Raw genomic sequence first — 26545 nt, forward strand, 5'->3', positions numbered from 1 at the left:
CTTGGATAACCGGTTAAAAACGTTGCTGGGCGCCAATGGTGAGCTGGTATTTATCCAGACCGGCACGCGCACTTGTCGGTGTGGCCAAGTCCACGTGCACAACATTGCCGATGCGCACCTTACTCGAACTAAACCGCAACCCAACACCCACATTGCTCAGCAACGGGCTATAACCGTATTCGTCAATACCCCAGGCTTTACCCATATCAAAAAATACCACGGTCCCAACCCGCATCAGGTTGAAGATATGCAGGTCGGAGAAATAGCGGCGCTCGATGGTAAAAACATAGCGCTCGTTGCCGCGCTGAAAGTCGGTGGGGTAACCGCGTAAACCGGTAATATCACCTACGGTTAACTCTTCATGCTGGGCCAGATCCTGGCCTATGTCGTAGCGCAAGCCGAGATACCAACGGCGCTTTTCATCCTGAAAATAATTGTAATTGACATTAAAACCGATAATGGCCGTGCTGATGCTGTCCAGATTCAGGTAGTGGCGACCGTCGATGGTAACGCCCGCTTCCAGAATGTGGTGCTTATCAACTTCGATGATATTGGTGTAATTCCCGATATAACGAACAACATCATCGGTATTATCAAACGCCGTACCACCATAACCCAGGCGAAATGCCAGGTTCTGGCCGAGGGCTATATCTTCAGGACGCTGGATTTGATTGACGTTTTTGAACACCCCAAACCGATTTTCCAGGTATTGGTATTCAACCCAGGGATACACAGCTTTGCGCTGCAAAGGCAGCGGCTGCGTAGTATCACTGGTGCTGTAAAAATTATCTTCCTCATTGGAAACACCCACCAGCCAGCGCTGGGTGTGGGTCTCTGTGATATCTGTAGCGAGGCCAAAATACACCCGGTTATTCATGGCCTGATGCTGGAATTCATTGATATTTTCATCCATGTGCCGGATTTTTTGTTCCTGGGTGACATCCTGGGTGTAAAAGCCAGCAGCCCATGGACTCTGCAATGAATAGAAGGGATGGGATACATCCACAATGGTGTCGCGCCCATCGCTGGTATCGGCGTAGTAGAGTTTGACAGCAATCTGGGAGTTAAAAATGTGCGGGTTGCGGAAATCATAATTGACCAGATTGCGCTGGGCATTTTCCTCATAGCCTACCGTTAGGCTGTTTCCCGACCCCAGGATGTTGCCATCGGAAATGGCAAAACCTGACTTGGTGCCTTCAGACTCCTTACTGACAGAAAATTGCGGCTCCAGAGCCCAAGCGTCCTGGGTCACGACCAATACATCCAACTGATCATCACAGACGTTAAGCGGCAGGATATAGGCGTTGGTCAAATAGGGGCGCTTGCGCAAAATACGTTCACTTTCCTGCACGCGCGGCAAATCAAACGCTTCTCCCTCGCTAAATAGCAACTGTGCACGAATCACATGGGGGCGGGTATTGATGTGCAATTTATTGAGGAAAAGATAAAGACTGTTGTTCTCGCGGGGATCGTCTTTATCAAAAATAGATAAGGTGTTGTATTGGATATGACGGATGCGCTTACCTTGCATGCCCTCAAACACATTGGTTTCTACCCTGGCATGGGCATCAGTAATGGCAAGTGTTTTACTCTTGTTCGCCTGGTAGGGTACGCAACTGGCATCCTCTTCCATGACGGTATTATCGGACTCTGTTTCGGCCACTGCACAGACAGATACACTCGCCAGTGCCCCCCAAAACCAACAGCCAGTTTTTTTTAGCAACCCTTTACCTGGGGCTTTCATCATAATAGTGTCTCGGACGCTCGCTCAGGTGACCACAGAAAACCAGTCTCTCTTGGACTCAACAGTCACTGTTTAAGTTCAGGATAGCAGGCGCGCACCTTAGCATAGGGGAATTAAGACGCCTAGCGGCGAGCTGTAAAGGCTTGTTAGTGGTGGTGATGCTCGTGAGAGTCAGGCATCTCCGCTGCGGAAGAAGCCTGCTGGTGATGGTGTTCGTGCGCGTCCTGCGCCTCAGTTGCAGGAGTGGACCGGTGGTGATGCTCATGGGATGAAGGCGCCTCAGAACCGGCAGGCGCGGTTTGCTGGTGATCATGATGATGCCCGTGACCGCCAGCACCCCACAGGGTCCAGAAGCCAAATAGAATAATCAGGATCGCCATGCTCCACCGCAATTGGCGTAGCTGTAGCAGGCGTGTAAGTTGTTGGGCGGCAATCCCCGCGAGCAACAAGCTCGGCAGCGTACCGGCGCCAAAGGCCAGCATAGTCAATCCACTCAGGGCCCAATGCCCCTGAGCCATGCTGTAAGCCAAGGCAGAGTAAACCAAGCCACAGGGCAACCAGCCCCAGAGTGCCCCCAGTAACACCCCTTTTGCAGGACTATTAACGGGCATCAACCGTTTACCTATGGGTTGGACATAGGCCCACAAATAACGCCCGGCAGACTCCAGATAGGTTAATCCGTGCCACCAGTTGGCAAGGTACAATCCCATGGCGATTAGCAATAAGCCCGCCAGCCAACGCAATACCGAGGCGCCGCCAGATGCCGTTATTTGTTGGGCAAACAACCCCACCAAAATGCCCATGAACACATAGCTCAACAGGCGCCCGATATTGTAAGAACACAAAATAATAAAGCGGCGACGGGGCTCGCAGGCAGGAACAGCCATACTCAGGGCACCCATGATGCCGCCGCACATACCAATGCAATGGGCGCTACTAAATAGTCCCAGCAGAAAAGCGGTAACGACTACTGAACTATCGATGATCATTCAGGTGTATTCACTGAATCAGGTTTGGCAGGAGCCTCTTTCTTGGCCTGTTCGGCCTCAAAGAGTATGCGATGCGCTTCAGTATCGAGATTGTCGTACTGGCCGTTATTGATCGCCCAGAACAGCGCTTTTACCGCCAGGGCGATAAAAATAAGCGCGCAGGGAACCAAAAAATAGAGACTTTCCATCACAGACCTACAGTAAGGACACTTGCCCCGGAAGGAATCAATCCATCAAGCGCAGTGCATTAAAAATTACAACCAGAGAACTGGCGGTCATGCCGATCGCCGCCAACCAGGGCGGGATCATACCCGCTGCCGCCAAGGGCAAGGCGAGCAGATTGTAAACCAGCGAATAGCGCAAATTCTGACCTATCACCCGCTTGGTGCGGCGCGCAATCTCCAGCGCATCCGACAAAACGGCCAAACGATCATTGAGCAATACTGCATCGGCGCGAGTTTGCGCCAAATCCGACGCTGATGCCATGGCGACTGATACATCCGCACCGGATAACACCGGTATGTCGTTAATACCATCGCCAATCATTAATACTTTATCACCTGCCGCCTGGCGCTGGTTCAAGTGCGACAATTTGTCGCCTGGTTTAGCGCCCGCGATAAACTCGTCGATACCCAATTGACGAGCGAGCTGAGCAACCGCACCACTTTGATCACCGCTGAGCAGCTCAACCGCAATTCCCTTGGCTTTAAGGCTCGCAATCAACGCAGCAGCATCAGGCCGCACCTCATCGACCACACTGATCCAGGCCAGAGGCTGTTGCTCGCTGGCCAGCAGTAGCCAGATCTGCTGATCGTCCGGCAGTGGGAGTTCACGCGCCGTATTTTCATTGCTGAGCTGACTGGCAAACCCAGCAGTGCCCAAGCGATAACGCACACCATCAATCTCCCCTTCCACACCGGCTGCGGTCGTTTGTTTCACTCCACTTGCCTTGTAGGCGTCCTGCCAGGGAGTAAAGGCCACTGCCAGCGGGTGATTGGAGCCAGCCTCCAGCGCTGCGGCTATGCCAAGCAACTGATCGCGCGATTCCCGCGTCGCCTCAAAGAGGCGCACCTCTGCCAGAGTAAACTGGCCTTGGGTGAGGGTTCCGGTTTTATCAAAAATCACCCGATTCACACTATTGAGTGTTTCAATAACATGCCCGCGCGCGACTAAAAACCCGCGTTTACGCAGGTTGGCCGTGGCCGCAGACAGCGCCGCTGGCATGGCCAAGGCCAAAGCGCAGGGACAAGTTACCACCAAAACCGACAAGGTGACCCAGAGCGCATGCTCAGGGCGATACCACAACCAAAACGCAAAAACCGCCGCGCAAACCACCAATAATCGCGCGATAAAAAAGCGCGCAATACGATCAGCACTCAGTACCTGCTGGGGTTTTTCATCGGCGGCTTGACTGGCAAGACGCTCAATCGCCGACAACTGGGTTGCCGCCCCCAAGGCAGTCACTTCGACCTTTAGCGGACTGTGATTATTCAGGGTGCCAGCAATCACCAAATCGCCCGGCCTCTTTGTGATCGGTTGTGATTCCCCGGTGAGCAATGCCTCAACAACCGCACTTTCACCGGCAACCACCCGGCCATCACAGGGAAAGGTATCTCCCGCCTTCACCAGAATAAGATCGCCCAGCTGCAAGGTTTTGATCGGTGTGGATTCTTCTACTTCGCAACCATTTTCAACACGCAAACAGCAAGCAGTGAGCGGCATGAGCTGGGCAAGGTTGCCAAATGCCAAGCGGTTGCGATGGCGCGCACGCAACTCCACATAGCGTCCCACCAACAAAAACAAGGTGAACATGGAGACCGACTCAAAATAGACTTCGCCGCTACTGGTAATAGTGGCCCAGACACTTGCCAGATAGGCCAGGCCAATGGCCAGCGCCACCGGCACATCCATTACCAAATGGCGCATTTGAATACTGCGCCAGGCTGCCTGGAAAAAAGGCCAGGCCGAAAAGAACACAACGGGAGTAGCGACCAGCATGGACAGCCAGCGCAGGAAATCCAACCAGAAATCGGTCGCGCCGGTATACATCCCCACCGCGACCATCATTGCCTGCATAGTGCCAAAACCAGCCACACCGATGCGGAACAAGGCAATGCGGTTTTCTTTTTTGATCAATTGTTGCTGCTGGTCATCGGTTGCCGGACGCGGCACATAACCTATGGTATTGAGTGCGGAAAAAATATCGCTCAGGGGTGTCTGATCATCCCAAATAACCGTGCATCGATGGGTAGTCAGGTTCACCGTGACCGATTTGACAGCAGGATTTTTTTTAAGATGGGTTTCAATCAGCCAGCTACACGCTGCACAGGTTATACCTTCCAACAGCAGGTTGGCCTGCTTGAGGTTGCCGGTCAGCGGTGTAACAAACTCGGTCTGCACTTCTGGCAAGTCGTAAATTGCCCAGCGCTGGGCAGACAGCGCGGGCGAGTCACCAAACGCATCCGGACGCTCATTTGCAGCAGTCCGGAACTGGTAAAAGCTATCCAGTCCCCCATCCACAATAGCCATGGCAACAGCCTGGCATCCAGGACAACACATCAGGCGGGCTTCCCCCTGAATGCGGACCGGGTAATAACTGGCTGCGGGAACTGGCAGGCCACAGTGGTAACAAGCCTGCTCTTGGGGAGCGTGCGCGGTGGACGATGTCATGAATGACCCGATTATTTGACGCGCGGCGCCAGCCCTGTTTTTTCGTTAAGGCGAAAATCAATTTCACCGCTGAGCGTCCATGCTGCATCTTTACGCAGATCAATATTGCCAATGGGATAAAGGGTCAGATACCAGGAGTATTCCGGTTTGGTGAGCAATTCACCGCGATACTCTCCCGGCCCAATAGCCTTGAGGTGAATAAGCTGGTCTTTCTCTTCCTTTACCGGGTGTCCCATCATCAACAGTAAAGAATCCGGCATCAAACCGGCATCACTGGGGGCGTTGGCAATGCTCAATGCCACTTCGCCCGTGGTACGGTCAAAACGCAAATCACCACTTAACCCCAAATCGCGTGCGCGCTGATCCTGTTCCAACGCCTGATTGATCATGCGCCCTTCTTTGTAATAGTTATCCACTATCACATCATCCGCCCCTTTCAAGGCGATAGTCACGGTGATGCTGCACATGATGATGATGTAAATCAGCGGGCTAAATACAAACCAGAACCAAAACTCGCGATACCAGGGTTTTGCATTCTCTTCAACTAACTCACTCATACGAAATACCTGTTAAATCCAATTCAAAACCAGTATTGAACCCGTTTTTACTCAGGGGCCGATAAAGGTCGTTGTATTAATAGCCACAAGGTCAGGATTCTCCCGTGCACGAACACGGAAACGAATCTCGCTCTTGCGCGTCTTCAACTCAGATTTGGGAATAGTAACCCGTACCGGCACGGTCAGCACTTCGCCTTCCAATGCGGGCATGGCGCGATAGCCTTCAATGGCAAATGGATAATCCCCCTCCACTTCCAGATCATAGGTATGGGTACTGCGATCCATATTGCTGATCTTGATGGTATACACATTTTGAATCTCATGCCCTACCACGCGGTACATGCGCACACCGCGATCACGCTGTGCTTCCAGGCCAACCGGAACACGGGTTGCAATGGAATAGACAAACAGCGAGATCATAATGGTTAGCATCAGTCCGTAGCCCAGCAGGCGCGGACGGAACACTTTGGTCTTACCGTTTTGGATCGCATCCTCAGTGGTAAAACTGATCAGGCCGCGAGGATAATCCATCTTATCCATCACGCTATTACAGGCATCCACACAAAGACCACAATCGATACACTCGGCTTGTAGACCGTCGCGAATATCAATATCCACCGGGCACACCTGCACACACCAGGAACAATCAATACAATCGCCCAGGCCTTGCGCTTTGTAATCATCACCCACTTTACGCGGGCCACGCTTTTCACCACGCAGCGGGTTGTAGGAAACGGTCAGGGTATCCTGATCATACATGACCGCCTGGAAACGCGCGTAGGGACAAATGTATTTGCAAAACTGCTCGCGCATGAAACCGGCGTTCATATAGGTGGCGCCCACAAACAGCGCTACCCAGAAAAAGGGAACCAAATCGAGGTTAAAGGTGAAAAAGCCGACGACCAATTCGCGAATCGGAGTGAAGTACCCCACAAAGGTCAAGGAGGTGATTACGCTGATCGCAATCCAGATAAATTGTTTGGCACCCTTGCGCCACAACTTCTCAAAGCCCCAGGGTTTGGCGTCCAATTTGATGCGTTTGTTGCGGTCGCCCTCACAGACAAATTCCGCCCAGATAAACATTTGTGTCCATACCGTTTGGGGGCAAGTAAAACCACACCACACACGGCCTACCAACACCGTTACCGTGAACAGCAAAAATGCAGAAATCACCAACAACCACGCCAGATACATAGCATCCTGTGGCCAAAACGTCAGCCACAACACATGGAATTTGCGCTCTGGTAAATCAAACAACATGGCTGGACGACCATCGATCACTAACCAGGGAAGCAGTAAAAAACCCAGCATCAGCGGTACGCCGGTGTAACGACGCAAACGCTGGTAGAAGCCGGTGATACGCCGTATGTAAATTTTGTCATCGGCCTCGTAAAGATTTACATAGCGAATGACAGGCTCTGACGGCTTATTGTCGGGGGATGTGTTGGCGGGTTTTTCACTCAAGGGAACCACCTCGTTGGTTAGTTGCATTAAGACTCAAACAACTAAACAGGCATAAAAAAACAGGGCGAAAAAAAAGGCAGGCCTGGGCCCGCCTTCCTTGTGTAACAACCAGTACTACAACCTAGTTGTTATCATCTAAAGACAGACTGTACACATAAGCGGCCAGCAAATGGATACGGTCTTCTTTTAACAGGTCTTTTTGGGCAGGCATTACGCCGTTACGGCCATGACGCAAGGTTTGGCGAATCGTTGCCGGTTCACCGCCGTAAAGCCAGATATCATCAGTCAGGTTAGGTGCACCCACCAATTGGTTACCCTTGCCATCAACACCGTGACAGGCAACGCAGTTGGTATCAAAGTGCTTTTTACCTACCGCTGCTTTTGCTGCATCATGATCAGCGCCGGACAAGCTCAACACATATTCTGCCGTGTCAGCAATACCTTGCTCGCCCAGCAATGCGCCCCACGCCGGCATAGCGGCTTTACGACCATGGGTGATAGTCTCCAGAATTTTCTCGGGAGTACCGCCATACAGCCAGTCTTTGTCGGTCAAATTGGGGAAACCGGGGTTACCACCACCATCCGAACCATGACAAACAGCGCAGTTGTTAACGAACAAACGGAAACCCATCTTAAGTGCATCGGAGTTTCTGGCGAGGTCTTCAATCGGCATTTTTGAGTATACGCCGTAGGTTTCTGCATAAATTTTTTCAGCTTCAGCCTGGTCGCCACGCAATTCGCCTACTGATGTCCACGCACCAGTATCTTTCCATTCAATCCCTTTATAAGCGCCCAATCCCGGATAAATAATGAGATAAGCCGCGCCAAATACAAAGGTGAGTAAAAACATGAAAAACCACCAACGCGGCAAAGGGTTATCGTACTCCTCAATACCGTCGTATTCATGACCTGTGGTTTTTGCTTCCGTGTTCTCCTCGCCAACCACCGCACGCTTACGGTTGGCAAAAAGAATCCATAACAGCAACACCAGATTGGTGACTGTCAGGATAGTGATCCAAAGACTCCAAAAAGTACTCATAGTTAAATCCGCCCTAATCGATGATTACTTACGATCATCAGTCTGCTTGTTATCTGGCTGCTTGGTGAGATGCTCATCATCGGCAAATGGTAACTTTGCATCTTCTTCAAAGCGCTTTTTCAGCTTGGGCGAAAAGGCCCACAGACACACGCCAAAAAACGCAATAGTTACCAAAACCGTTGAAATAGCGCCGAGTGTACCTGTGTCCATTAGCGCTTCTCTTTGAGCAAGATGCCCAGGTTCTGCAAGTAAGCAACCAGCGCATCCATCTCCGTCACACCTTTCACAGCGTCTGCAGCACCGGCAATATCTTCCTCAGTGTAAGGAACACCAACGGAAGCCAGCGCGCGCATTTTAGCTGCAGTGTGCTTGCCATCCAGCTTGTTGTCATACAACCAGGGATAAGCGGGCATGATGGATTCAGGCACTACAATGCGTGGATTAAACAAATGTACCTTGTGCCAGTCATCAGAATAACGACCACCTACGCGAGCCAGATCAGGACCAGTACGCTTGGAGCCCCACAAAAATGGATGCTCGTAAACAGACTCGCCCGCTACCGAGTAGTGACCATAGCGCTCAACTTCTGCACGCAATGGGCGCACCATCTGGGTATGGCATACATGGCAGCCTTCGCGGATATAAATATCGCGGCCTTCCAATTGAACAGCGGTATAAGGCTTCAAACCTTCGATGGGGGTAGTTGTTTCCTTCAAAAAGAACTGTGGAACGATTTCTACCAAACCACCGAAACTAATGGCGATGACAACAAAAATTGTCATCAAACCGATATTTTTTTCTACTATTTCATGACCTTTCATGGCATTCCCCTTAAACAGCTGGTGCCTGAACAGGCTGGGTAGCGCCCGCAGCAGCTTCCAGTTTGGAAGCTCTTACGGTGCGGTAAGTGTTGTAGGCCATTACAAGCATACCGGTCAGGAAGAAAGCACCACCGATAAGACGCATGATGTAACCACCTTTGCTGAACACCACAGTTTCAATGAAGCTGTAGGTCAAGGAGCCATCGGGGTTAAATGCACGCCACATCAGGCCTTGGCCTATACCGTTGATCCACATGGCTACTACGTAAAGAACAGTACCTACGGTTGCCAACCAGAAGTGCAGGTTGATTAACTTAACGCTGTGCATCTCTTCGCGGTTAAACAGCTTGGGCAACATATGGTACAGCGCACCGATCGAAATCATTGCTACCCAACCGAGTGCACCGGAGTGAACGTGACCAACGGTCCAGTCAGTGTTGTGGGACAAAGCGTTTACATTTTTGATGGCCATCATTGGGCCTTCAAAGGTAGACATACCGTAGAAAGACAAGGCAACAACCAGGAAGCGGAGGGTTGGGTCGGTACGCAATTTATGCCATGCACCCGACAGCGTCATGATACCGTTGATCATACCGCCCCAGCTTGGCGCGAGCAGGATCAAGGACATCACCATACCCAGTGATTGGGTCCAGTCCGGCAGTGCCGAGTAGTGCAAATGGTGAGAACCTGCCCAAATGTACAGAGAAATCAGCGCCCAGAAGTGAACGATAGACAATTGATAAGAATAAACAGGGCGTCCGGCTTGCTTGGGTACAAAGTAGTACATCATGCCGAGGAAGCCTGCAGTGAGGAAGAAACCTACCGCGTTGTGACCATACCACCACTGCACCATCGCGTCGGCAGCACCGGCATAGGCAGAGTAAGATTTGGTCAGGGTCACAGGTACGGCAGCGCTGTTAACAACATGCAGTACGGCAACGGTAATAATGAAGCCACCGTAGAACCAGTTAGCCACGTAGATGTGGGAGGTTTTGCGCTTGACGATAGTGCCAAAGAAAACGGCAGCATAAGCAAGCCATACCAGAGTGATCAGAATATCGATCGGCCACTCCAGCTCGGCGTACTCTTTGGTAGTCGTCATGCCCTGTGGCAGGGTGATTACTGCCAGTACAATCACAGCTTGCCAGCCCCAAAAGGTAAATGGCACTAACCAACCACCAAACAAAGTCGTCTGGCAGGTTCTTTGTACTACGTAATAAGATGTCGCAAACAGAGCACAACCACCAAACGCAAAAATAACCACGTTGGTATGCAAAGGACGCAAGCGGCCAAAGTGTGTGTAGGGTTGCAGCAGGTCATTCAACCCGGGCCAAACCAATTGTGATGCGATAAGTACACCAACGCCCATACCCACTATGCCCCATACAATGGTCATAATGGAGAACTTGCGTACTATATCGAGGTCGTACACTGGAGGATCTCCAGCTACAGTCGCATGACTACCCATAGGACTTTCCTGTTACTTAAGAGAAATGAAATCTTGTTTGTCTCTAACCGTGCTATCTGTCCACACGGAGCTTCACGGCAATCATCAAGCCTATAACCCTACTGAAGGTGCGGCATTTTGCCTCATGTGCGACAGTTTGTCCCACCCTAGTAGCTATCGGATTGATATTTATCAAATTATTTATGCGGATTTAACCTGAGTGCTTTATTCACGCTTGGGAATAAAGCGCCTGCACACATTCAGGTGCGCAGGCATACAGAAAAATTACTTCAATACACGGCCTTTGTTAGCAGCAATACGCATACGGAGTGCATTCAGTTTAATGAAACCTTCCGCATCTTTCTGATTGTATGCGCCTGCGTCATCTTCAAATGTAGCCACTTTTTCATCAAACAAGCTATCCGCTGAGCGACGACCAACAACATGAACAGCACCTTTGTAGAGTTTTACGCGAACTTCACCGTTAACGTACTCTTGTGACTGATCAATCATTGCCTGCATCATCTTACGCTCAGGGCTCCACCAGTAACCGTTGTAGATCATTTCGGCGTACTTGGGCATCAAGCTGTCTTTCAGGTGAGCCACTTCGCGATCGAGGGTGATGGATTCAATTGCACGGTGTGCACGCAGCATAATGGTGCCACCGGGGGTTTCATAACAGCCGCGTGACTTCATGCCAACATAGCGGTTTTCAACGATATCCAAACGACCCACGCCATTCTCACCGCCCACCTTATTAAGATAGGTTAGTACAGTTGCAGGAGACATGCGCTCGCCATTGATCGCAACCACATCGCCTTTTTCGTAGGTCAAATCCAAATAGGTCGCTTTATCCGGTGCAGCTTCCGGTGAAACGCTCCAGCGCCACATATCATCTTCGGCTTCAGTCCATGGATTCTCCAACACACCGCCTTCATAGGAGATGTGCAGCAGGTTGGCATCCATTGAGTAGGGCGACTTTTTCTTTTTGTTGAAATCGACTGGGATATTGTTGCGCTCGCAATAGGCCATCAGGGTTTCACGGGAGGTCAGATCCCACTCACGCCAAGGCGCAATCACTTTGATGCCCGGTTTAAGTGCATAAGCACCCAACTCAAAACGTACCTGGTCATTGCCCTTACCGGTGGCGCCGTGAGAAATGGCATCTGCACCGACTTCATTGGCGATTTCAATCAGGCGTTTGGCGATCAGCGGACGTGCGATAGACGTACCCAGCAGGTACTCGCCTTCATAGATGGTATTGGCGCGGAACATGGGGAATACGAAATCGCGGACAAACTCTTCACGCAGGTCATCGATATATATTTGCTTAACACCCAACGCCTGTGCTTTTGCACGCGCTGGCTCAACTTCTTCGCCCTGACCAATGTCGGCGGTGAAGGTAATAACTTCACAGTTGTAGTTTTCTTGTAACCACTTAACGATTACTGAGGTGTCCAGGCCGCCGGAATAGGCCAACACCACTTTTTTGATAGATGACATGGGGAGCTCCCGCTAAAACTCGTTGACAATTCACAGGGCACGATCACGAGCCACAATCCGCAGACCAGTACCTTCTTGGGCGCGGAATTGTACTCGCAAGTAGATGAAATTCCCACTCTTGCGGCGGCGAAAACCACGGAGAAACAGCAAATTAAATCGCTGGCGGCAAATAGGCAGTCATCACCCAACAGGTTCGCTCATTATGGCCAGTCGCCAAAAACAAAAGCGGCTACCTGGCCGCTTTTGTGGACGCTTTTTGCGCAACGATTACAAGCGGAAAGTAGACACCTTGTCATTCAGGCCACTGGCCAGATCCTGCAAGTCCTTGGCGCGACGCTCACCTTGATTTGCTTCTGTCGCTGAATTGTCGGCCACAGTTTTAATCGCAGTGATATTGGTCAATACCTCTTTCACCACATGGCTTTGCTCTTCTGCTGCGGTGGCAATTTGCCCGGCCATACTACTGATGGCGCCCACGGCTTCGTTGATTTTATCCAGTGAGCGCGAGGCGTTGTCCGCATTATCCACGCTACCTGTTGCCAGACAGCGACTGTCATCCATAATCGCGACCGCATTTTGCGCCGTAGCTTGCAAGGTGCCGATCATGGTTTGGATTTCCTCTGTGCTCGCATGGGTTCGCTGGGACAAGACACGCACCTCATCCGCCACTACCGCAAACCCCCTGCCCTGCTCACCTGCACGGGCAGCCTCAATCGCCGCATTGAGGGCAAGCAAATTGGTTTGCTCGGCAATCCCCTTAATAGTCGCCAGAATACCGCTGATATTTTGCGCATTGCTGTTCAGGGCAGAAATTACACTGCCCGCCTGCTCAACCTTGTTGGCCAGAACCACAATGGAATCGCGGGTTTTATCCACTTGCTGCTTGCCATCACTGGCACTGCCTACTGACTCCCGCACTGAATCCGCGGTGTGTTCGGCGTGATGTGCGATCTCCTGGGTGGCATTGGTCATCTCGTTCATCGCTTGGGCGACCATACCGATTTGCTGCTGCTGAACCCCCAGCTCACGCACAGAGGTCACCGCTGAATCAGCCATGGCGCGCGCATTTTCCTGCAACTCGCTGGCCTGGGTGCGGATATGGCGCACCAGATCATTCATATGGTCCACAAAGGAATTGAAGTTGGCCGCCAATTGGCCGACCTCGTCATTGGAGGTCACCGGCAAACGCCGGGACAAATCGCCACCGCCTGATGCGATATCAGACAGGGATTGGGACACATTGTGCAAAGGCTGTAATAACACGCCATTGAACCAATTCAAGGCGATCAAGGCGACAATCAGCAGCACCAGGATAGTTGCCAGTTGCCCCACCAGCGCCGAGTGCACCGGGCCAACCAACAAGTCGCGCTCCAGCAACATGACCAACACCAAGTCACTGCCGGGGATGGCATCGGCAAAAATCTGCATGGTTTTGCCGTCCAGTTCAACCAGGTGCAGCTCATGTTTGTCGCGCTGGATTTGCTGTAGCCGGCTTGCCGTCAAATCAGCGGAAATACCCAGTAAAGGCTTGTTGAGTAGCTTCTGGTCTGCATGGGAGAAAACCTTGTCGCCGCGCACAATAAACATGTAGCCATTGCCTGGCAGGTCGATATCCCGCAGTTGCTGGACTATAGCGTCAATCACCACATCTATACCCAGAATAGCCTTGATACTGCCATCACTGTTGAGCACCGCCCGCCCGAGCGATACCACATTTTTACCGGTTGCCGATGCTACCGATGGATCGGCGATATAAGTTTCACGAGGATTTTTCGTCGCGGCGATATACCAGCCCCAGACTCGCGGGTCGTCGTTACCTGCGGCCATAACCAGATTATTGGCGTTAAATAGCTGACCATCAGCGAATGCCAAAAAACTGTTATCCACATCGGCCGATACTTTTACCTGATTCAAGTGCGCATTGTAGTTTTCTTCGGTGACTGTCGCGGGGAATGCCTCCAGCGCCTTACCCTTCAACGCGAACCAGTCGCTCACATATTTGCTAAACGTCGCCGAAATACCGGCAATCTGGCGATTAATATTCACTTCCATCGCCTTGATGGCCGACATATAAGACAGGTAGGAAACCGCACACCCCACCAATAAGAGAGATACGGCTACCGCCGCACTGATTTTTTTGCGTAGTGACCAATTTGCCGCCATGTTATGACCTCTGGGTACTAGAGCCCCGTCGTTGTAGGGCTTATATAGTTATTAGTATTTACATCTCTCACACATACGCGCGCCGTGACCATGACGCGCCCGAACCAACATCCTCCGTTAACCAGGTTTTCCCATATTTCGCCTTTATCAAAGACCTTCTGTAATCAGCTTAGCAGTTGGCTTTTAACTTATCGGCATAAAGCAGTAATTCCTTTAGAAGGCTTCTCTGCTGTTCACTGGTTTCCTCCGCATGCATCAGTGCCACCACCCTCTGATCAAATTCGCCAAGGGTCAAACTTGATTGCGCCTCCGGCGAGGTCAAGCGCCAGCGGCAGAACTCGCGCCAACGCTCTTGCTCTGCCGCTGTGAGGCTGGCGGGGAAGTTGCGCGCGCGGTAGCGGAATAGCATTTCCGGCAATCGAGGATCACGAAATGGGAAATCCGCGCTGGCTAGAGTGGCAGGGTCTGCACTGCGCACGCGCGTCATCAAGCGCTTGTCTTGCTCATCAAAAAAACCGCTGTAGAGCTGTTGCTCCGGGTCAGTTTTTTCCGCAAAAGATTGGGTGGAATACAACTGGTGCAAACGCTGTAGCAGGGATTCACGTTCACTCAACGTCAGGTTGCGCAGGGTATGCCAATGGGTTTCGCAGCGCTGCTTATCAATGTGCAGGCGCTGGGCCGTAGCATCATCCAACATGGCAGCGGGCAACAACATAGGCGTTTTATTCATGTGCACTTCTTTCAGTGCCAGACGCTCCACACCTTCTGGCAAGTCTTCTGTGCGAGTAAACAAACGCTGCTGCAATTCTTCTACCGGCAAGGTCAAGAGTGCCTGTGGATCAGCATTCAGGTTGTAAGCAATCACCGAGTTTTTGTTGGTCGGGTGCATCGCCAGAGGAACAACCAGGGCAGCATTACCATTCTCACCGGCAAAGCGCGACGAAATGTGCAGCAAGGGCTTGCAACCGTCGATATCAATCATACTCGCTGCAAAGCGCTTATCGCGCAGGCGATAGGCATAGTCATAGAGTTTGGGATGGCGGGTTTTTATCAGTTTGGCGACGGCGATGGTAGCGTAGACATCCGACAGCGCATCATGGGCTGCTTCATGTTTGAGGTTATTGGCCTGGCTCAGCATCTCCAATTTGAAGCAGGGGCGACCATCATCGTAATTGGGCCATTCAATTCCCTCGGGACGCAGTGCGCGCGTCATGCGCACCATATCGATAATGTCCCAGCGGGAGTTGCCATTGCGCCACTCGCGCTCGTAAGGATCGTAGAAATTACGGTAGAGGGTATAACGGGTAACTTCATCGTCAAAGCGGATCGAGTTATAGCCCACACCACAGGTTCCCGGGCGCGCTAGTTCGCGGTGAATCGCGGCAATAAATTCGTACTCGGGCAAGCCCTTGGCTTGCGCAACCTGCGGCAATAGACCGGTAATTAAACAGGCTTCCGGCTTGGGTAATACATCGGCGGCGGGCTGGCAATAAATCATCAAAGGCTCATCAATCACATTGAGCGCTTCATCGGTACGCACGCCGGCAAATTGTGAAGGCCGATCAATGGCAGGGATCTCGCCCCAGGTTTCGTAATCGTGCCAATAAAGGCTTGCCGTGGTTTCATTTTTCATACAATTTATTCCAAAAGTATTTCCTCGGGTGCACTCCGCTTTGCTGCACCAAGAGCGGGCAATCTAACACCTCACTATCAGTTTCCCCTATACTGCGGCCTGATTTTTGTGACACATATTCTCAACCTAAAGTCCCGCCTTGGAGCCATTATGAGTGATTTAGAGAGCCTGTTTGCCAGCAATATAAAATGGGCCGAAGACATCAAACGCAAAGAGCCTGACTTTTTTTCAAATCTGGCTAAACAACAAGCACCAGAATATTTGTGGATTGGCTGTTCGGACAGCCGTGTGCCCGCTAACCAGATCGTTGATTTGGCTCCCGGCGAATTATTTGTGCACCGCAATGTTGCCAATGTCGTGATTCATACCGACCTCAACTGTATGACCGTTTTAAATTACGCCGTTGAATTTCTCAAAGTAAAACACGTCATGGTTACCGGCCACTATGGTTGCGGTGGCGTAAAAGCGGCGCTGGAAAATCGCAAGCTGGGGCTGATCGATTATTGGCTGCGTAATATTCGCGATGTCTACTACAACAACAAAGACATCATGGATCAAATTAGTGATCCCGACGAGCGAATCAATCGCTTGTGTGAACTGAATGTTGTGCAGCAGGTTGAAAATATCGCGCGCAGCAATATTGTGCAAAATGCCTGGTCTCGCGGCCAGGAACTTACCATCCACGGTTGGATTTACGACATTCACGACGGCATCCTACACAAACTGATGCCGCCTATCGATTCGGTTGAGCAAATCCCCGAGCAATACCGCCTCTACTAATCAGCAACAAACTCGAATGCCATATCACCGCCAGCAGTACCTACAAGGTCTGTACTGCTGGCGGTAATCCTCCGTAATATTTTCCTGCAAGTCAGTCTGTAACAATACCTTGGCCGGGCTAGAAAGCAGTCAATGCTGTTCTATACTTCGGTAGCAGATCCGCATCCCTGGGTTTTACACTGACGAGACAACCAATGCACGGAGATTCACTGCCACCCGACCACCCAGCAGCGCCAGATGCGGCTACCTCGTCGGCGATGCAGTTGTTTAGCCAGCAACACCTGGAACCCGAGCAAGTCCATCAACTCTACAAAGGCTTTCCCCTGTCGCTGTTGGCATCGTTGGTGATTGCAACCATGCTCAGTGCATCGCAATGGAAAGTTATTGCCCACGCCGACATTATTCGCTGGAACCTGTTACTCAGCAGCGTACTCTTGCTTCGTATCGTGCTCTGGCTCTGCTGGAAAAATTTGCACCAGCTCTACTCCGCCCGCTTTTGGTTGAACAGCTTTCGCCTTGGCGCATGGTTAACCGGTATAGCCTGGGGCACAGCCGCACTTCTACTATTCGCCGCCGAAGAAACTATTTACCAAGCCTTGCTAGCCTTCACTCTCGCCGGTGTGGCAACGGGTTCAATTACATCACTGACAGTCGATAAATATTCATCCATTGGTTTTGTCATTTTCACCGTCAGCCCACTCAGCATTGTCATGCTATTACAAGATGGCCCCACAGCTATTGCCATGTCAGGCATGTCATTTATTTTTATTTTTTTTGTATTGGCCAGCGCTAAACGTACGCGTAGCACTATGGTCGATCAACTCACCAAACAATTTGATTTATTACACCTGAGTGAAACACTGAATAAAAAGCAGCGATTGGAACACATTATCAATAACGCACAATCGATTTATATCAGTGAAAATAATATTCAATCCGCACTGGACAATCTGCTGCGAGACACACTGGCGTTGTGCGACAGCAAACTGGGGTTTATAGGGCAAACCGACAAAGATGAACAAGGCCAGCCTTTTATGCGGGCACTGGTCTTTGCCAGCAACAAACCAAACGATTTACAACTGACATTATTCCGCGAAAAAAACTTACCTCCACAAGGTGAGTATCGCAATTTAAGCACCATTTTTGGCAGCATCATGCTCTCGGGTAAACCTGTGATTACCAGCCACTTGGGGCGCGACTTACGCGCCGCCACCCTTCCCCTCGGGCATCCTGCAATAGAAAGTTTTATCGGTATTCCTATTTTTAATGGTAAAGAACAGGTTGCCATTTTAGGTCTGGCTAACGCGCCAACTGGCTATAGCAACGACACTATTACCTATCTGGAACCCATTCTGAAGAGCATCGCCCAATTTGTGCAAACGCTTAATCATGAACGCCAACATGAGCACGACCAAGCGGCGCTGGAAGCCAGCAACCAACAAAATCAAACAATACTGAATGATATTGCCGACGGTATTGTGATTATTAATAAAGACGGCATTATTGAAAGTTTCAACCATGCAGCAGAAACGATTTTTGGTTATCGCGCCCCTCAGGTTATTGGCAAAAATGTCAATGTATTAATGCCTGAACCCTACAAGGCGATGCATGATGGCTACTTGAAAACCCACCTTCGTACCGGCAAAAAAAATATTATTGGGATCGGGCGCGAAGTGCGTGGACTGCGGCGCAATGGCAATGAGTTTCCCATGGATTTAATGGTGTCGCGGGTATATCAACGGGGAGAACCGGTTTTTATTGGCATCATCCGTGACATCACCGAAAAAAAACGCATAGAGGATTTGCGCACACAATTTATCAGTGCAGCCACAAAAGAAATTATCGGACCACTCAACCTCATCAGCGAAGCCATCAGCCTGCTTCACAAACGCGCTACAGAAACGCTACCGGAACATTTGGTGAACCTTACTGAAATAGCGCAAACCAATAGCAACCAGTTGCAAAAGCTCATGAGCGATTTGATTGAAGTACAAAATCTATCGCGCGGGGATGTCCCCTTTGAGTTGCGCAATCAGGCCGCACTCCCCTTGTTAAAAGACGCTGTTGCGCAGCAGAAAACCTTCTGCGCCATTTACCAAAATAGCGTTCTCATCAATGAAGATACCGGCAACTTTCCCATTTGTATCGACGCCCATCGCTTCAAACAGGCGCTTGGACATTTGCTTCAATACCTGCTTAAAACATCGGGGCGCAATGGAGTTGTACAACTGAAGCTCTACGAGGAGCGTGGACAGGTAAAAATGAGCATGCACTGCAATAACCATAAACTGAGCGAACAGGCTCGCCACAGTCTACGCCAGCAACTGAGCCAAAATACTGCCATAACGCGCACAAATTATTACGATGGTAGTGAATTAGGTCTGGCGATTGCCAAAGAAATTATTGAAAAAATGTTGGGGAGCATTGAACTGGCTGATTCGGCAGACTCACTGAATATTGTACTGGTATTTCCCCGGGCACCTCACAATTCCTAGCGACATTTTACATTGCACAAAGGCCTGAAAAAATTTAAAGGCGATTACCGCTGCCCATTGCTTTTATTTTCTCAAGCAGTACAGCCCCCATAGTGCCTAGCTCAACGGTTTGATCCACACCACCAACAGATACAGCCTCTTTGGGCATACCGTAAACTACACAACTCGCCTCGTCCTGAGCCAGGGTATAACCACCGTGCTCGCGAATATTCAACATGCCTTTGGCACCATCCTTGCCCATGCCGGTTAAGAGTACACCCAACACATTTTTACCTCCCGCCAAAGCGACTGATTCCATCATTACATCAACCGCTGGTCGATGACGATGCACTGGTTCAGCATCGGATAATTTCACCACATAATCCGCACCAGAACGCACGACAATCAAATGATGCCCTCCAGGCGCCAAATAGGCATGGCCGGGTAAAATCCGTTCACCGCCTTTGGCTTCCACAACATGAAGACGTGTTAGCTTATCCAGCCGCTCGGCAAAGGTGCGGGTGAACCCTGGCGGCATATGTTGGGTCATCACTATACCGGGTACCGCCGCAGGTAATTGCATGAGCAACTCTTTGATGGCTTCAGTTCCTCCGGTTGAGGCACCTATGGCAATTATTTTTTCTGTGCTTTGCAAACGCCCACCAGTGGCAATTTTTTGTTCTGTTTTTAAGGCAGTGACATTTTTTTTAACAGGAGCCTTAACCTTTGCAACAGCGGCTTCCTGAATCTTTTCCACAATCAAGTCCGTGTACTCACGGATACCGCTGGCAATACCTAATTTGGGTTTTGGAATAAAATCAACAGCGCCCAATTCCAGCGCGCGCAAAGTTGCATCCGCCCCCTCTTCCGTCAAGGTGGAAATCATAACCACCGGTGTGGGGCGCGCATTCATTAATTTCTCTAAAAAACTTAACCCATCCATGCGTGGCATTTCTATATCCAGGGTAATAACATCCGGTGAAAACTGTTTTACCATGTCACGCGCCACAAAGGCATCCGGGGCCAAACCAACCAATTCAAGGCCCGGTGTAGCGCGAATAATCTCAGCCAACAAACTGCGCACTAATGCAGAATCATCCACCACAAGCACTTTGATTGCCACAGTTAATTCTCCGAAAAAAGTTCAACATCGCCACTTTTAGGCGTGTACTTCACTCGCATACGGTATTCACTTTCACGATCCATAATGGTGGTATTGTGAATGGATTTTATTTTTTTAATCATCACCTTACCGCTATTCGGAAAAAAATATACCTTACGCGGATAAGAGCCCAACAAGTCCTGGGCAATAATAGGGATTCCCTCATTGTGCAAATAATCCAATACAAATTCGGCGTTACGTTCACCAACATTATTGACTGTCAACCCACGCAGCACATTACCACCACCAAATATTTTGGCCTCAAGACGATTGCGGTTGGCACCAATTTTGAGCAAATGGTTAATTAATAATTCCATGGCGTAACTACCATAGCGTGCCGATTCCGTTAATAAGCCGGTCTGATTACTCTCATCATTGGGCAACAAAAAATGGTTCATGCCACCTGCGCCGCTGTACCTATCGCGCAAACACACCGCCACACAAGAACCCAGCACAGTCACAATTAATTTGTTACTGGCGGTCACATAATATTCTCCCGGTAAAATTTTTACTGCCTCACAATCAAAATGACGGTCGTAATAACTGTTGGGAGAAAAATGTACATCCTGTTCATATTTCATGCCCGGCACCTTCATCCGCAGTACTTGCCAAATGATAAGTTGTTTTGCCCACCAGCCTGACTAAATGTGTAGCTTGGGTAAAACTTTCCGAGTGCCCTGCAATATAAAGTCCATCGGGTCTGAGTAACCGCGTCATGCGTTCCAGCAATGCCATTTGTGTTGGCTTATCAAAATAAATCATGACATTGCGACAAAAAATAACATCGAATGGACCTTGTAATGGCCAATGTTTGTCGAGCAGGTTTATTTTTTTAAACTCCACCAAGCGTCGCAGCTGATCTATCACTTTAGCCTTACCGGCATTACTGCCTTTGCCGCGCAGGAAAAACTGTTTTTTCTGTTCCAGCGGCAAGGCTTCAATGCGATCCAGGCTGTAAACTCCACGGCTAGCCTCCGCCAGTACATTGCTATCAATATCAGAGGCAATAATATCCACTGGAGGATCATAGCGCCCAAAGGCTTCTGCCAGTGTAATCGCAATTGAATAGGGCTCTTCACCGGTGCTGGATGCTGCACACCACACGCGTAACCGGTGCGCACGCGATTGATGCTGTTTGGCATAATCCGCCAGAATAGTAAAATGGTGAGACTCCCGAAAAAATGCCGTGAGATTAGTCGTCAGTGCATTAACGAACTCTTCCTGTTCTGCGGGCTCCTGCTCGAGGTAGGTTAAATAGGTAGCAAAATCCTGCAGGTGCAACGCCCGCAAGCGGCGCGCTAAACGGCTATATACCAACTGTTTTTTGCTATCGCCCAAGTGAATTCCAGCTTTGCGATAGATAATTACCTTTATTCGTTCAAAGTCCACATCGCGATAATTAAACTCACGAGTGGATTCAACCCGAGATCTGACCATTTTTTTGCTCTACGCACACATGCGATTGGCTCCTACTTGCAGAGCACAGCCAATAATCACCGCCACAAATAAAAGATGCACGTGGCGGTATGAATTCCCTGAATTCGCTGCAATTAAAATTCCTCCCACTCATCATCCTGGGAAGCTTTGGGCGGTGTTAATTTTTTAGCCGTAGCAGGTTTGCTTGTCTTAGCGCGCGGATTTGCCAAACGCTTCGCCGCTACAGGCTGGGCAAAGGCATCGGTTGCCAAATGAAATTGTGCAACGCTTTGACTAAGTTGATCAGCTTGCGATTGCAAACTTTCCGCCGCTGCAGCTGCCTCTTCCACTAGCGCCGCATTTTGCTGTGTCATTTCATCCATTTGCGATACGGCGGTGGATACCTCTTCTATACCGGTAGACTGCTCGGCGGATGCCGCTGCAATTTCCGCCATAATGTCATTCACACGCTTAATAGCATTGACGATTTCTTTCATGGTATCGCCCGATTTTCCAACCAGTTGATTACCACTATCAATTTTTTGTACTGAATCGGATATCAGGGCTTTGATATCTTTTGCGGCATTGGCAGAGCGCTGCGCCAGTGTACGCACCTCGGAGGCAACCACCGCAAAACCACGACCTTGATCACCGGCCCGCGCTGCCTCTACCGCCGCATTCAGTGCAAGGATATTAGTTTGGAAGGCGATGCCATCTATCACACCAATGATGTCGGAAATTTTTCGTGCGGATTCATTAATCGCATTCATGGTAGTAACCACTTGCTGGATCAGTGCACCACCATCAGTCGCAACAGCAGAGGCCTGCTCAGCCAACACATTCGCTTGTTTGGCGTTGTCTGCATTTAATTTCACCGTTGAAGTCAGCTCCTCCATAGAAGAAGCTGTCTCTTCCAGGTTTGCGGCTTGCTGCTCTGTGCGACTGGAGAGATCCGCATTACCTTGGGCAATTTCACTGGACGCCGTAAAAATGGTATCAGCCGCCATACGAATTTCACCCAACATACTGGTGAGGCTTGATGTGGTTTCATTACAATAATTTTTTAAGTCGCCAAATGTACCTGCATAATCTGCATCAATCGTTTCGGTTAAATCCCCTTTGGCAATAGCACCCAATACCCGCGCCACATCTTTCAATCCTTTATCGGCTGTTGTTACCAGGCTATTTAACCCTTCAGCCAACTTCAGGAAGAAACCACTTTTCCCATCAATTTTTATGCGTTCACTGAAGTTCCCCTCGGCTGCCGCTTCTACCAGTTGGTTCACCTCACTCTCTACACCCACTTCCTCTGTGCGGTCCAGCCATTCGACCACTGAGCCCAAACGTGAACCATCTTTGGCAAAAATAGGATTGGCTACCAAACGGAAAGAACGTTTGCCCACCACAATATTACTGGTATAGGTAGTGGTCAGGTTCTCCAGCAATTTCATTTGGTGCATGGGATTTTTATGGAATATGTCCATAGTGCTGCCCACAATTTTATCAACGGCAAAATGTGGCAATACCAGTTTTATATCAGCCTCAGCAATCCGCAACATTCTCTCTACCGATTTATTCATGTAGATAATTTTACGGTCTGTATCAGCAATCATGACATTAGTAGTGGTGGTTTCCAGTGCGCCCAAAATGCGCGTCAATTCATGATCAGCTTTTAACTTGACGGCCATGTCCGCCGTCACATCTGTAGCATATTTCACCACTTTTAGCGGGCGCCCATCCTTCCCGAGAATAGGGTTATAGCTCGCTTGTATCCACACTTCTTTTCCACCTTTGCCAATGCGCTTGTATTGGCCCGCTTCAAAATCACCGCGAGCCAGCGCCTCCCAAAACTTACGGTAGGCATCACTGGTGCGGTAATCAGGCTCAACAAACATACTGTGGTGCCGCCCTTTCACTTCATCCAGGTTATAACCGGTAAGCCGCAGGAAGTTGTCATTGGCATTCAACACAGTGCCGTCAAGGGAAAACTCAATAACGGCTTGCACGCGATTAATTGCCGTTAATTGTCCGCGCACGTTTTCCAGCTCGTGTGAATCCACTTTAACGAGATTTTTATCGCCGGCAAACATTTCAAGAAAGTTCATGTGTAAGTCTCCTTATGTTCTCGCTGCCATGGATTCAGCAGTATCAAATAATCCCAACTCTTCGCTGGAGATCAGTTCATTAATATCAACCAAAATAATCATTTGTTCGTTCACTGTGGCTAGCCCTAACAAATAACGGCTATTAAATGCCACACCAAAATCAGGTGGCGGTCGCAGCTGTTCTTTACTCAAGCTGACTACGTCGGAAACACCATCAACGACAATACCTACTATGCGATTGCGAATATGAAGCACAATGACAATAGTGAATTCATCGTAGGTCACTTTCCCCACATTGAATTTAATGCGCAAATCAACAATAGGCACTATATCGCCCCGCAGGTTGATGACGCCTTTAATAAAAGTAGGCGCATTGGCAATTTTTGTTACTGACTCATAACCGCGAATTTCTTTTACCGTTAGAATATCAATTGCATAGTTTTCATCGCCCAGACTAAATGTCAGGAACTCCTGTACAGCAGAGGCGGTAACTGATTCGGAAAACTGATCCATTTACACATTCTCCAGAGAAAGGAATAACGTCGGGTTAAATGGCGGCCGCCAAGGTGGCTGACTGATGGACAGATAGCGCCAGTGATTCAACATCAAGAATTAACGCTACGCTGCCATCACCTAAAATAGTTGCACCAGCAACACCATCGACTCGCTTGTAATGTTGCTCCAGGCTTTTGATCACTACCTGTTGTTGACCAACCAGTGCATCAACAAATAATGCAAACCGGTGTTTGGCCGTTTCCACCAGCACCACTATGCCGCGCGGCACTTCCCTGTACACAGGTTCCAATTGCATGATTTTGTAGAGGTGCAAGATTGGCCAGTATTCGTTGCGGACGTGTAATAATTCATCATCACCGGCAAGGGTTTTAATATCCTGTTGAGCAGGCTGCATGGATTCCACAATGTGAACCAGTGGAATGATGAATGTCTGATCGCCGACCGACACACACATTCCATCCACTATGGCCAGCGTCAGGGGCAAATGAATAGTGAAAGTAGAGCCCTGCCCCGCGTGAGACTCAATATGAATTCGCCCTCCCAAACTTTGCACATTGCGCTTTACAACATCCATTCCGACACCACGCCCGGAAATATCGGTAACCGCTGCAGCAGTGGAAAAACCCGGTGCAAAAATTAATTGCCATACTTCCTCATCTTTTGGGTTTTCACTAATGGCAATATTATTTTCAAGGGCTTTTGCTAAAATTCGCTCGCGATTTAAACCACCACCATCATCACTAATACTAATAACAATATTTCCACCTTGCTGGGCGGCACGCAGTGTCACTTTACCCACAGGGTCTTTACCGCGCTCGCGCCGCACCTCTGCTGATTCAATGCCGTGATCAATACTGTTGCGTACCAAGTGGGTTAAAGGGTCTACCAATTTTTCGGTCAAGCCTTTGTCCAATTCGGTATCACCGCCCTCTATAATTAACTCAATATTTTTTCCCAGCTTTCCCGACAAGTCGCGCACCACACGAGGAAAACGGTTGAATACAAATGAGACCGGCAACATGCGAATGGACATAACGGCCTCCTGAATTTCACGCGTATTGCGTTCCAATTCGCTGGCCACTGCCTGGAATTTTTCGGCGATTGCACCTTCAAGCCCTTGCCCTAATAAATTCATCATTGACTGGGTAATCACAATTTCGCCCACCAGGTTAATCAATTGATCGACCTTGGCGACATCAACACGAATCGAGGAGCTTTCCACCACACTGGTGTCAGGCGTTTTTTGTTTAGTCGCGCTGTGCAGCTCAACAACGGGAGCAGCTGTATTTGATACAGAAACAGTATTTGGCGTTGAAATCGAAGGCGGAGCAGACACCGGAATCGGGGAAACGCTCGCGCCATTCTCAGAGTCGGATAAAACCGGGGAAAGTGGCTCAAAAAAACCAAAACTGTCATCTACGGCGGGGCTCAACAAACTGTCAACAAAGCCATACACATCGTCTTTATTCGTATTGACAACCGCTTCGCTGCCTACTAGCTCATCAAAAAAACCATACCCATCGTCTGTTGCTGGGGCGGGATCATCAAAAAAGCCATAGGCTTCTGGCTCAGGGGCAACGGGAGGATCGCTAAAAAAGCCGTAGGTATTGTGATCAGATGCGGCCGCCTTGGGGCTATCCGTCGTTACGCCCGCAGTAATAATTTCCAGTTTTTCAGTCAGCTGATGTACACCAGCCCAATCAATTGCTTCACCGTGACGATAAGCACGCAAAATTTCTTTCAATTGATCGACGGCCGCTAAAAACAAATCGATCATCTCAGCAGTAATGGCCAGGTTTCCTTTGCGGATTTTATCCAACAGTCCTTCCATTATATGGGTCGCGCTGGTGAGGGCATCAAAACCAAAAATGCCACTGCCGCCTTTAATGGAGTGTGCTGCACGAAAAATACTGTTCAGCATTTCTGCATCCGGCGCGCTAAGGTCAAGGTCTAATAACAATTGCTCCATCTCATCGAGATGCTCTTGGCTCTCTTCAAAGAAGACGGTATGAAATTGTTTCATGTCGATCGACATACACTATTCCTATCAGTAAAAATCCTT

21 protein-coding genes are annotated in these 26545 nt (G+C 49.7%); 2 read left to right on the plus strand and 19 right to left on the minus strand.

Annotated elements, in window-relative coordinates; genetic code table 11:
- Positions 1-13: 13 nt before the first annotated feature.
- From B0D95_RS08575 to sbcB, 13 genes are all read right to left on the minus strand, one after another.
- Positions 14-1747, minus strand: a complete 1734-nt coding sequence (locus B0D95_RS08575) for a hypothetical protein (RefSeq protein ID WP_246841758.1) — start codon at positions 1745-1747, stop codon at positions 14-16.
- Positions 1748-1890: 143 nt separating this feature from the next.
- A complete protein-coding gene (locus tag B0D95_RS08580; protein ID WP_078043515.1) occupies positions 1891-2733 on the minus strand; it encodes a sulfite exporter TauE/SafE family protein in 843 nt (280 codons plus the stop codon).
- On the minus strand, positions 2730-2921 hold the full coding sequence (gene ccoS / locus B0D95_RS08585) for a cbb3-type cytochrome oxidase assembly protein CcoS (RefSeq protein ID WP_078043516.1): 192 nt from the start codon (positions 2919-2921) through the stop codon (positions 2730-2732). The genes B0D95_RS08580 and ccoS overlap by 4 nt, the downstream gene beginning before the upstream one ends.
- 37 nt (positions 2922-2958) lie before the next feature.
- On the minus strand, positions 2959-5403 hold the full coding sequence (locus B0D95_RS08590) for a heavy metal translocating P-type ATPase (protein ID WP_078043517.1): 2445 nt from the start codon (positions 5401-5403) through the stop codon (positions 2959-2961).
- 11 nt (positions 5404-5414) lie between these two features.
- A complete protein-coding gene (locus B0D95_RS08595) occupies positions 5415-5960 on the minus strand; it encodes a FixH family protein (protein ID WP_078043518.1) in 546 nt (181 codons plus the stop codon).
- Positions 5961-6011: 51 nt separating this feature from the next.
- Positions 6012-7451, minus strand: a complete 1440-nt coding sequence (ccoG, locus tag B0D95_RS08600) for a cytochrome c oxidase accessory protein CcoG (protein WP_246841759.1) — start codon at positions 7449-7451, stop codon at positions 6012-6014.
- Positions 7452-7545: 94 nt separating this feature from the next.
- Entirely contained in the window at positions 7546-8463 is a 918-nt protein-coding gene (ccoP, locus tag B0D95_RS08605) for a cytochrome-c oxidase, cbb3-type subunit III (RefSeq protein WP_078043519.1), read from the minus strand.
- A gap of 24 nt (positions 8464-8487) precedes the next feature.
- A complete protein-coding gene (locus tag B0D95_RS08610) occupies positions 8488-8673 on the minus strand; it encodes a cbb3-type cytochrome c oxidase subunit 3 (protein WP_078043520.1) in 186 nt (61 codons plus the stop codon).
- Complete coding sequence (gene ccoO / locus B0D95_RS08615) at positions 8673-9284, minus strand: cytochrome-c oxidase, cbb3-type subunit II (protein WP_078043521.1); 612 nt, start codon at positions 9282-9284, stop codon at positions 8673-8675. The genes B0D95_RS08610 and ccoO overlap by 1 nt, the downstream gene beginning before the upstream one ends.
- 10 nt (positions 9285-9294) lie before the next feature.
- Positions 9295-10752 carry a cytochrome-c oxidase, cbb3-type subunit I gene (gene ccoN / locus B0D95_RS08620; RefSeq protein WP_078043522.1) on the minus strand — a complete coding sequence of 486 codons (1458 nt, stop codon included), beginning with the start codon at positions 10750-10752 and terminating at the stop codon, positions 9295-9297.
- A 264-nt stretch (positions 10753-11016) separates the two neighbouring features.
- Positions 11017-12234 (minus strand): argininosuccinate synthase, encoded by a 1218-nt coding sequence (locus B0D95_RS08625; RefSeq protein ID WP_078043523.1) that lies wholly within the window; start codon positions 12232-12234, stop codon positions 11017-11019.
- A 267-nt stretch (positions 12235-12501) separates the two neighbouring features.
- On the minus strand, positions 12502-14397 hold the full coding sequence (locus tag B0D95_RS08630; RefSeq protein WP_078043524.1) for a methyl-accepting chemotaxis protein: 1896 nt from the start codon (positions 14395-14397) through the stop codon (positions 12502-12504).
- Positions 14398-14566: 169 nt separating this feature from the next.
- Entirely contained in the window at positions 14567-16030 is a 1464-nt protein-coding gene (sbcB, locus tag B0D95_RS08635; protein ID WP_078043525.1) for an exodeoxyribonuclease I, read from the minus strand.
- A 150-nt stretch (positions 16031-16180) separates the two neighbouring features.
- Here sbcB and can point away from each other — a divergent pair, with 150 nt between their 5' ends.
- Positions 16181-16810 (plus strand): carbonate dehydratase, encoded by a 630-nt coding sequence (gene can / locus B0D95_RS08640; RefSeq protein WP_078043526.1) that lies wholly within the window; start codon positions 16181-16183, stop codon positions 16808-16810.
- A gap of 194 nt (positions 16811-17004) precedes the next feature.
- A complete protein-coding gene (locus B0D95_RS08645; RefSeq protein WP_078043527.1) occupies positions 17005-19305 on the plus strand; it encodes a PAS domain S-box protein in 2301 nt (766 codons plus the stop codon).
- A gap of 34 nt (positions 19306-19339) precedes the next feature.
- Here B0D95_RS08645 and B0D95_RS08650 read toward each other — a convergent pair whose 3' ends face one another.
- The 6 genes from B0D95_RS08650 to B0D95_RS08675 all read right to left on the minus strand — a co-directional run bounded on the left by B0D95_RS08650 (position 19340) and on the right by B0D95_RS08675 (position 26518).
- Entirely contained in the window at positions 19340-20407 is a 1068-nt protein-coding gene (locus B0D95_RS08650; protein WP_078043528.1) for a chemotaxis response regulator protein-glutamate methylesterase, read from the minus strand.
- 2 nt (positions 20408-20409) lie between these two features.
- Complete coding sequence (gene cheD / locus B0D95_RS08655; protein WP_094983921.1) at positions 20410-21027, minus strand: chemoreceptor glutamine deamidase CheD; 618 nt, start codon at positions 21025-21027, stop codon at positions 20410-20412.
- A complete protein-coding gene (locus B0D95_RS08660; protein WP_078043530.1) occupies positions 21017-21883 on the minus strand; it encodes a CheR family methyltransferase in 867 nt (288 codons plus the stop codon). The genes cheD and B0D95_RS08660 overlap by 11 nt, the downstream gene beginning before the upstream one ends.
- Positions 21884-21996: 113 nt before the next feature.
- Positions 21997-23967 carry a methyl-accepting chemotaxis protein gene (locus B0D95_RS08665; protein ID WP_078043531.1) on the minus strand — a complete coding sequence of 657 codons (1971 nt, stop codon included), beginning with the start codon at positions 23965-23967 and terminating at the stop codon, positions 21997-21999.
- 12 nt (positions 23968-23979) lie between these two features.
- Complete coding sequence (locus B0D95_RS08670; RefSeq protein ID WP_078043532.1) at positions 23980-24480, minus strand: chemotaxis protein CheW; 501 nt, start codon at positions 24478-24480, stop codon at positions 23980-23982.
- A gap of 34 nt (positions 24481-24514) precedes the next feature.
- Positions 24515-26518 carry a chemotaxis protein CheA gene (locus tag B0D95_RS08675; protein ID WP_078043533.1) on the minus strand — a complete coding sequence of 668 codons (2004 nt, stop codon included), beginning with the start codon at positions 26516-26518 and terminating at the stop codon, positions 24515-24517.
- Positions 26519-26545: the final 27 nt, after the last annotated feature.

This window comes from Cellvibrio sp. PSBB023 (assembly GCF_002007605.1).
GTDB lineage: Bacteria > Pseudomonadota > Gammaproteobacteria > Pseudomonadales > Cellvibrionaceae > Cellvibrio.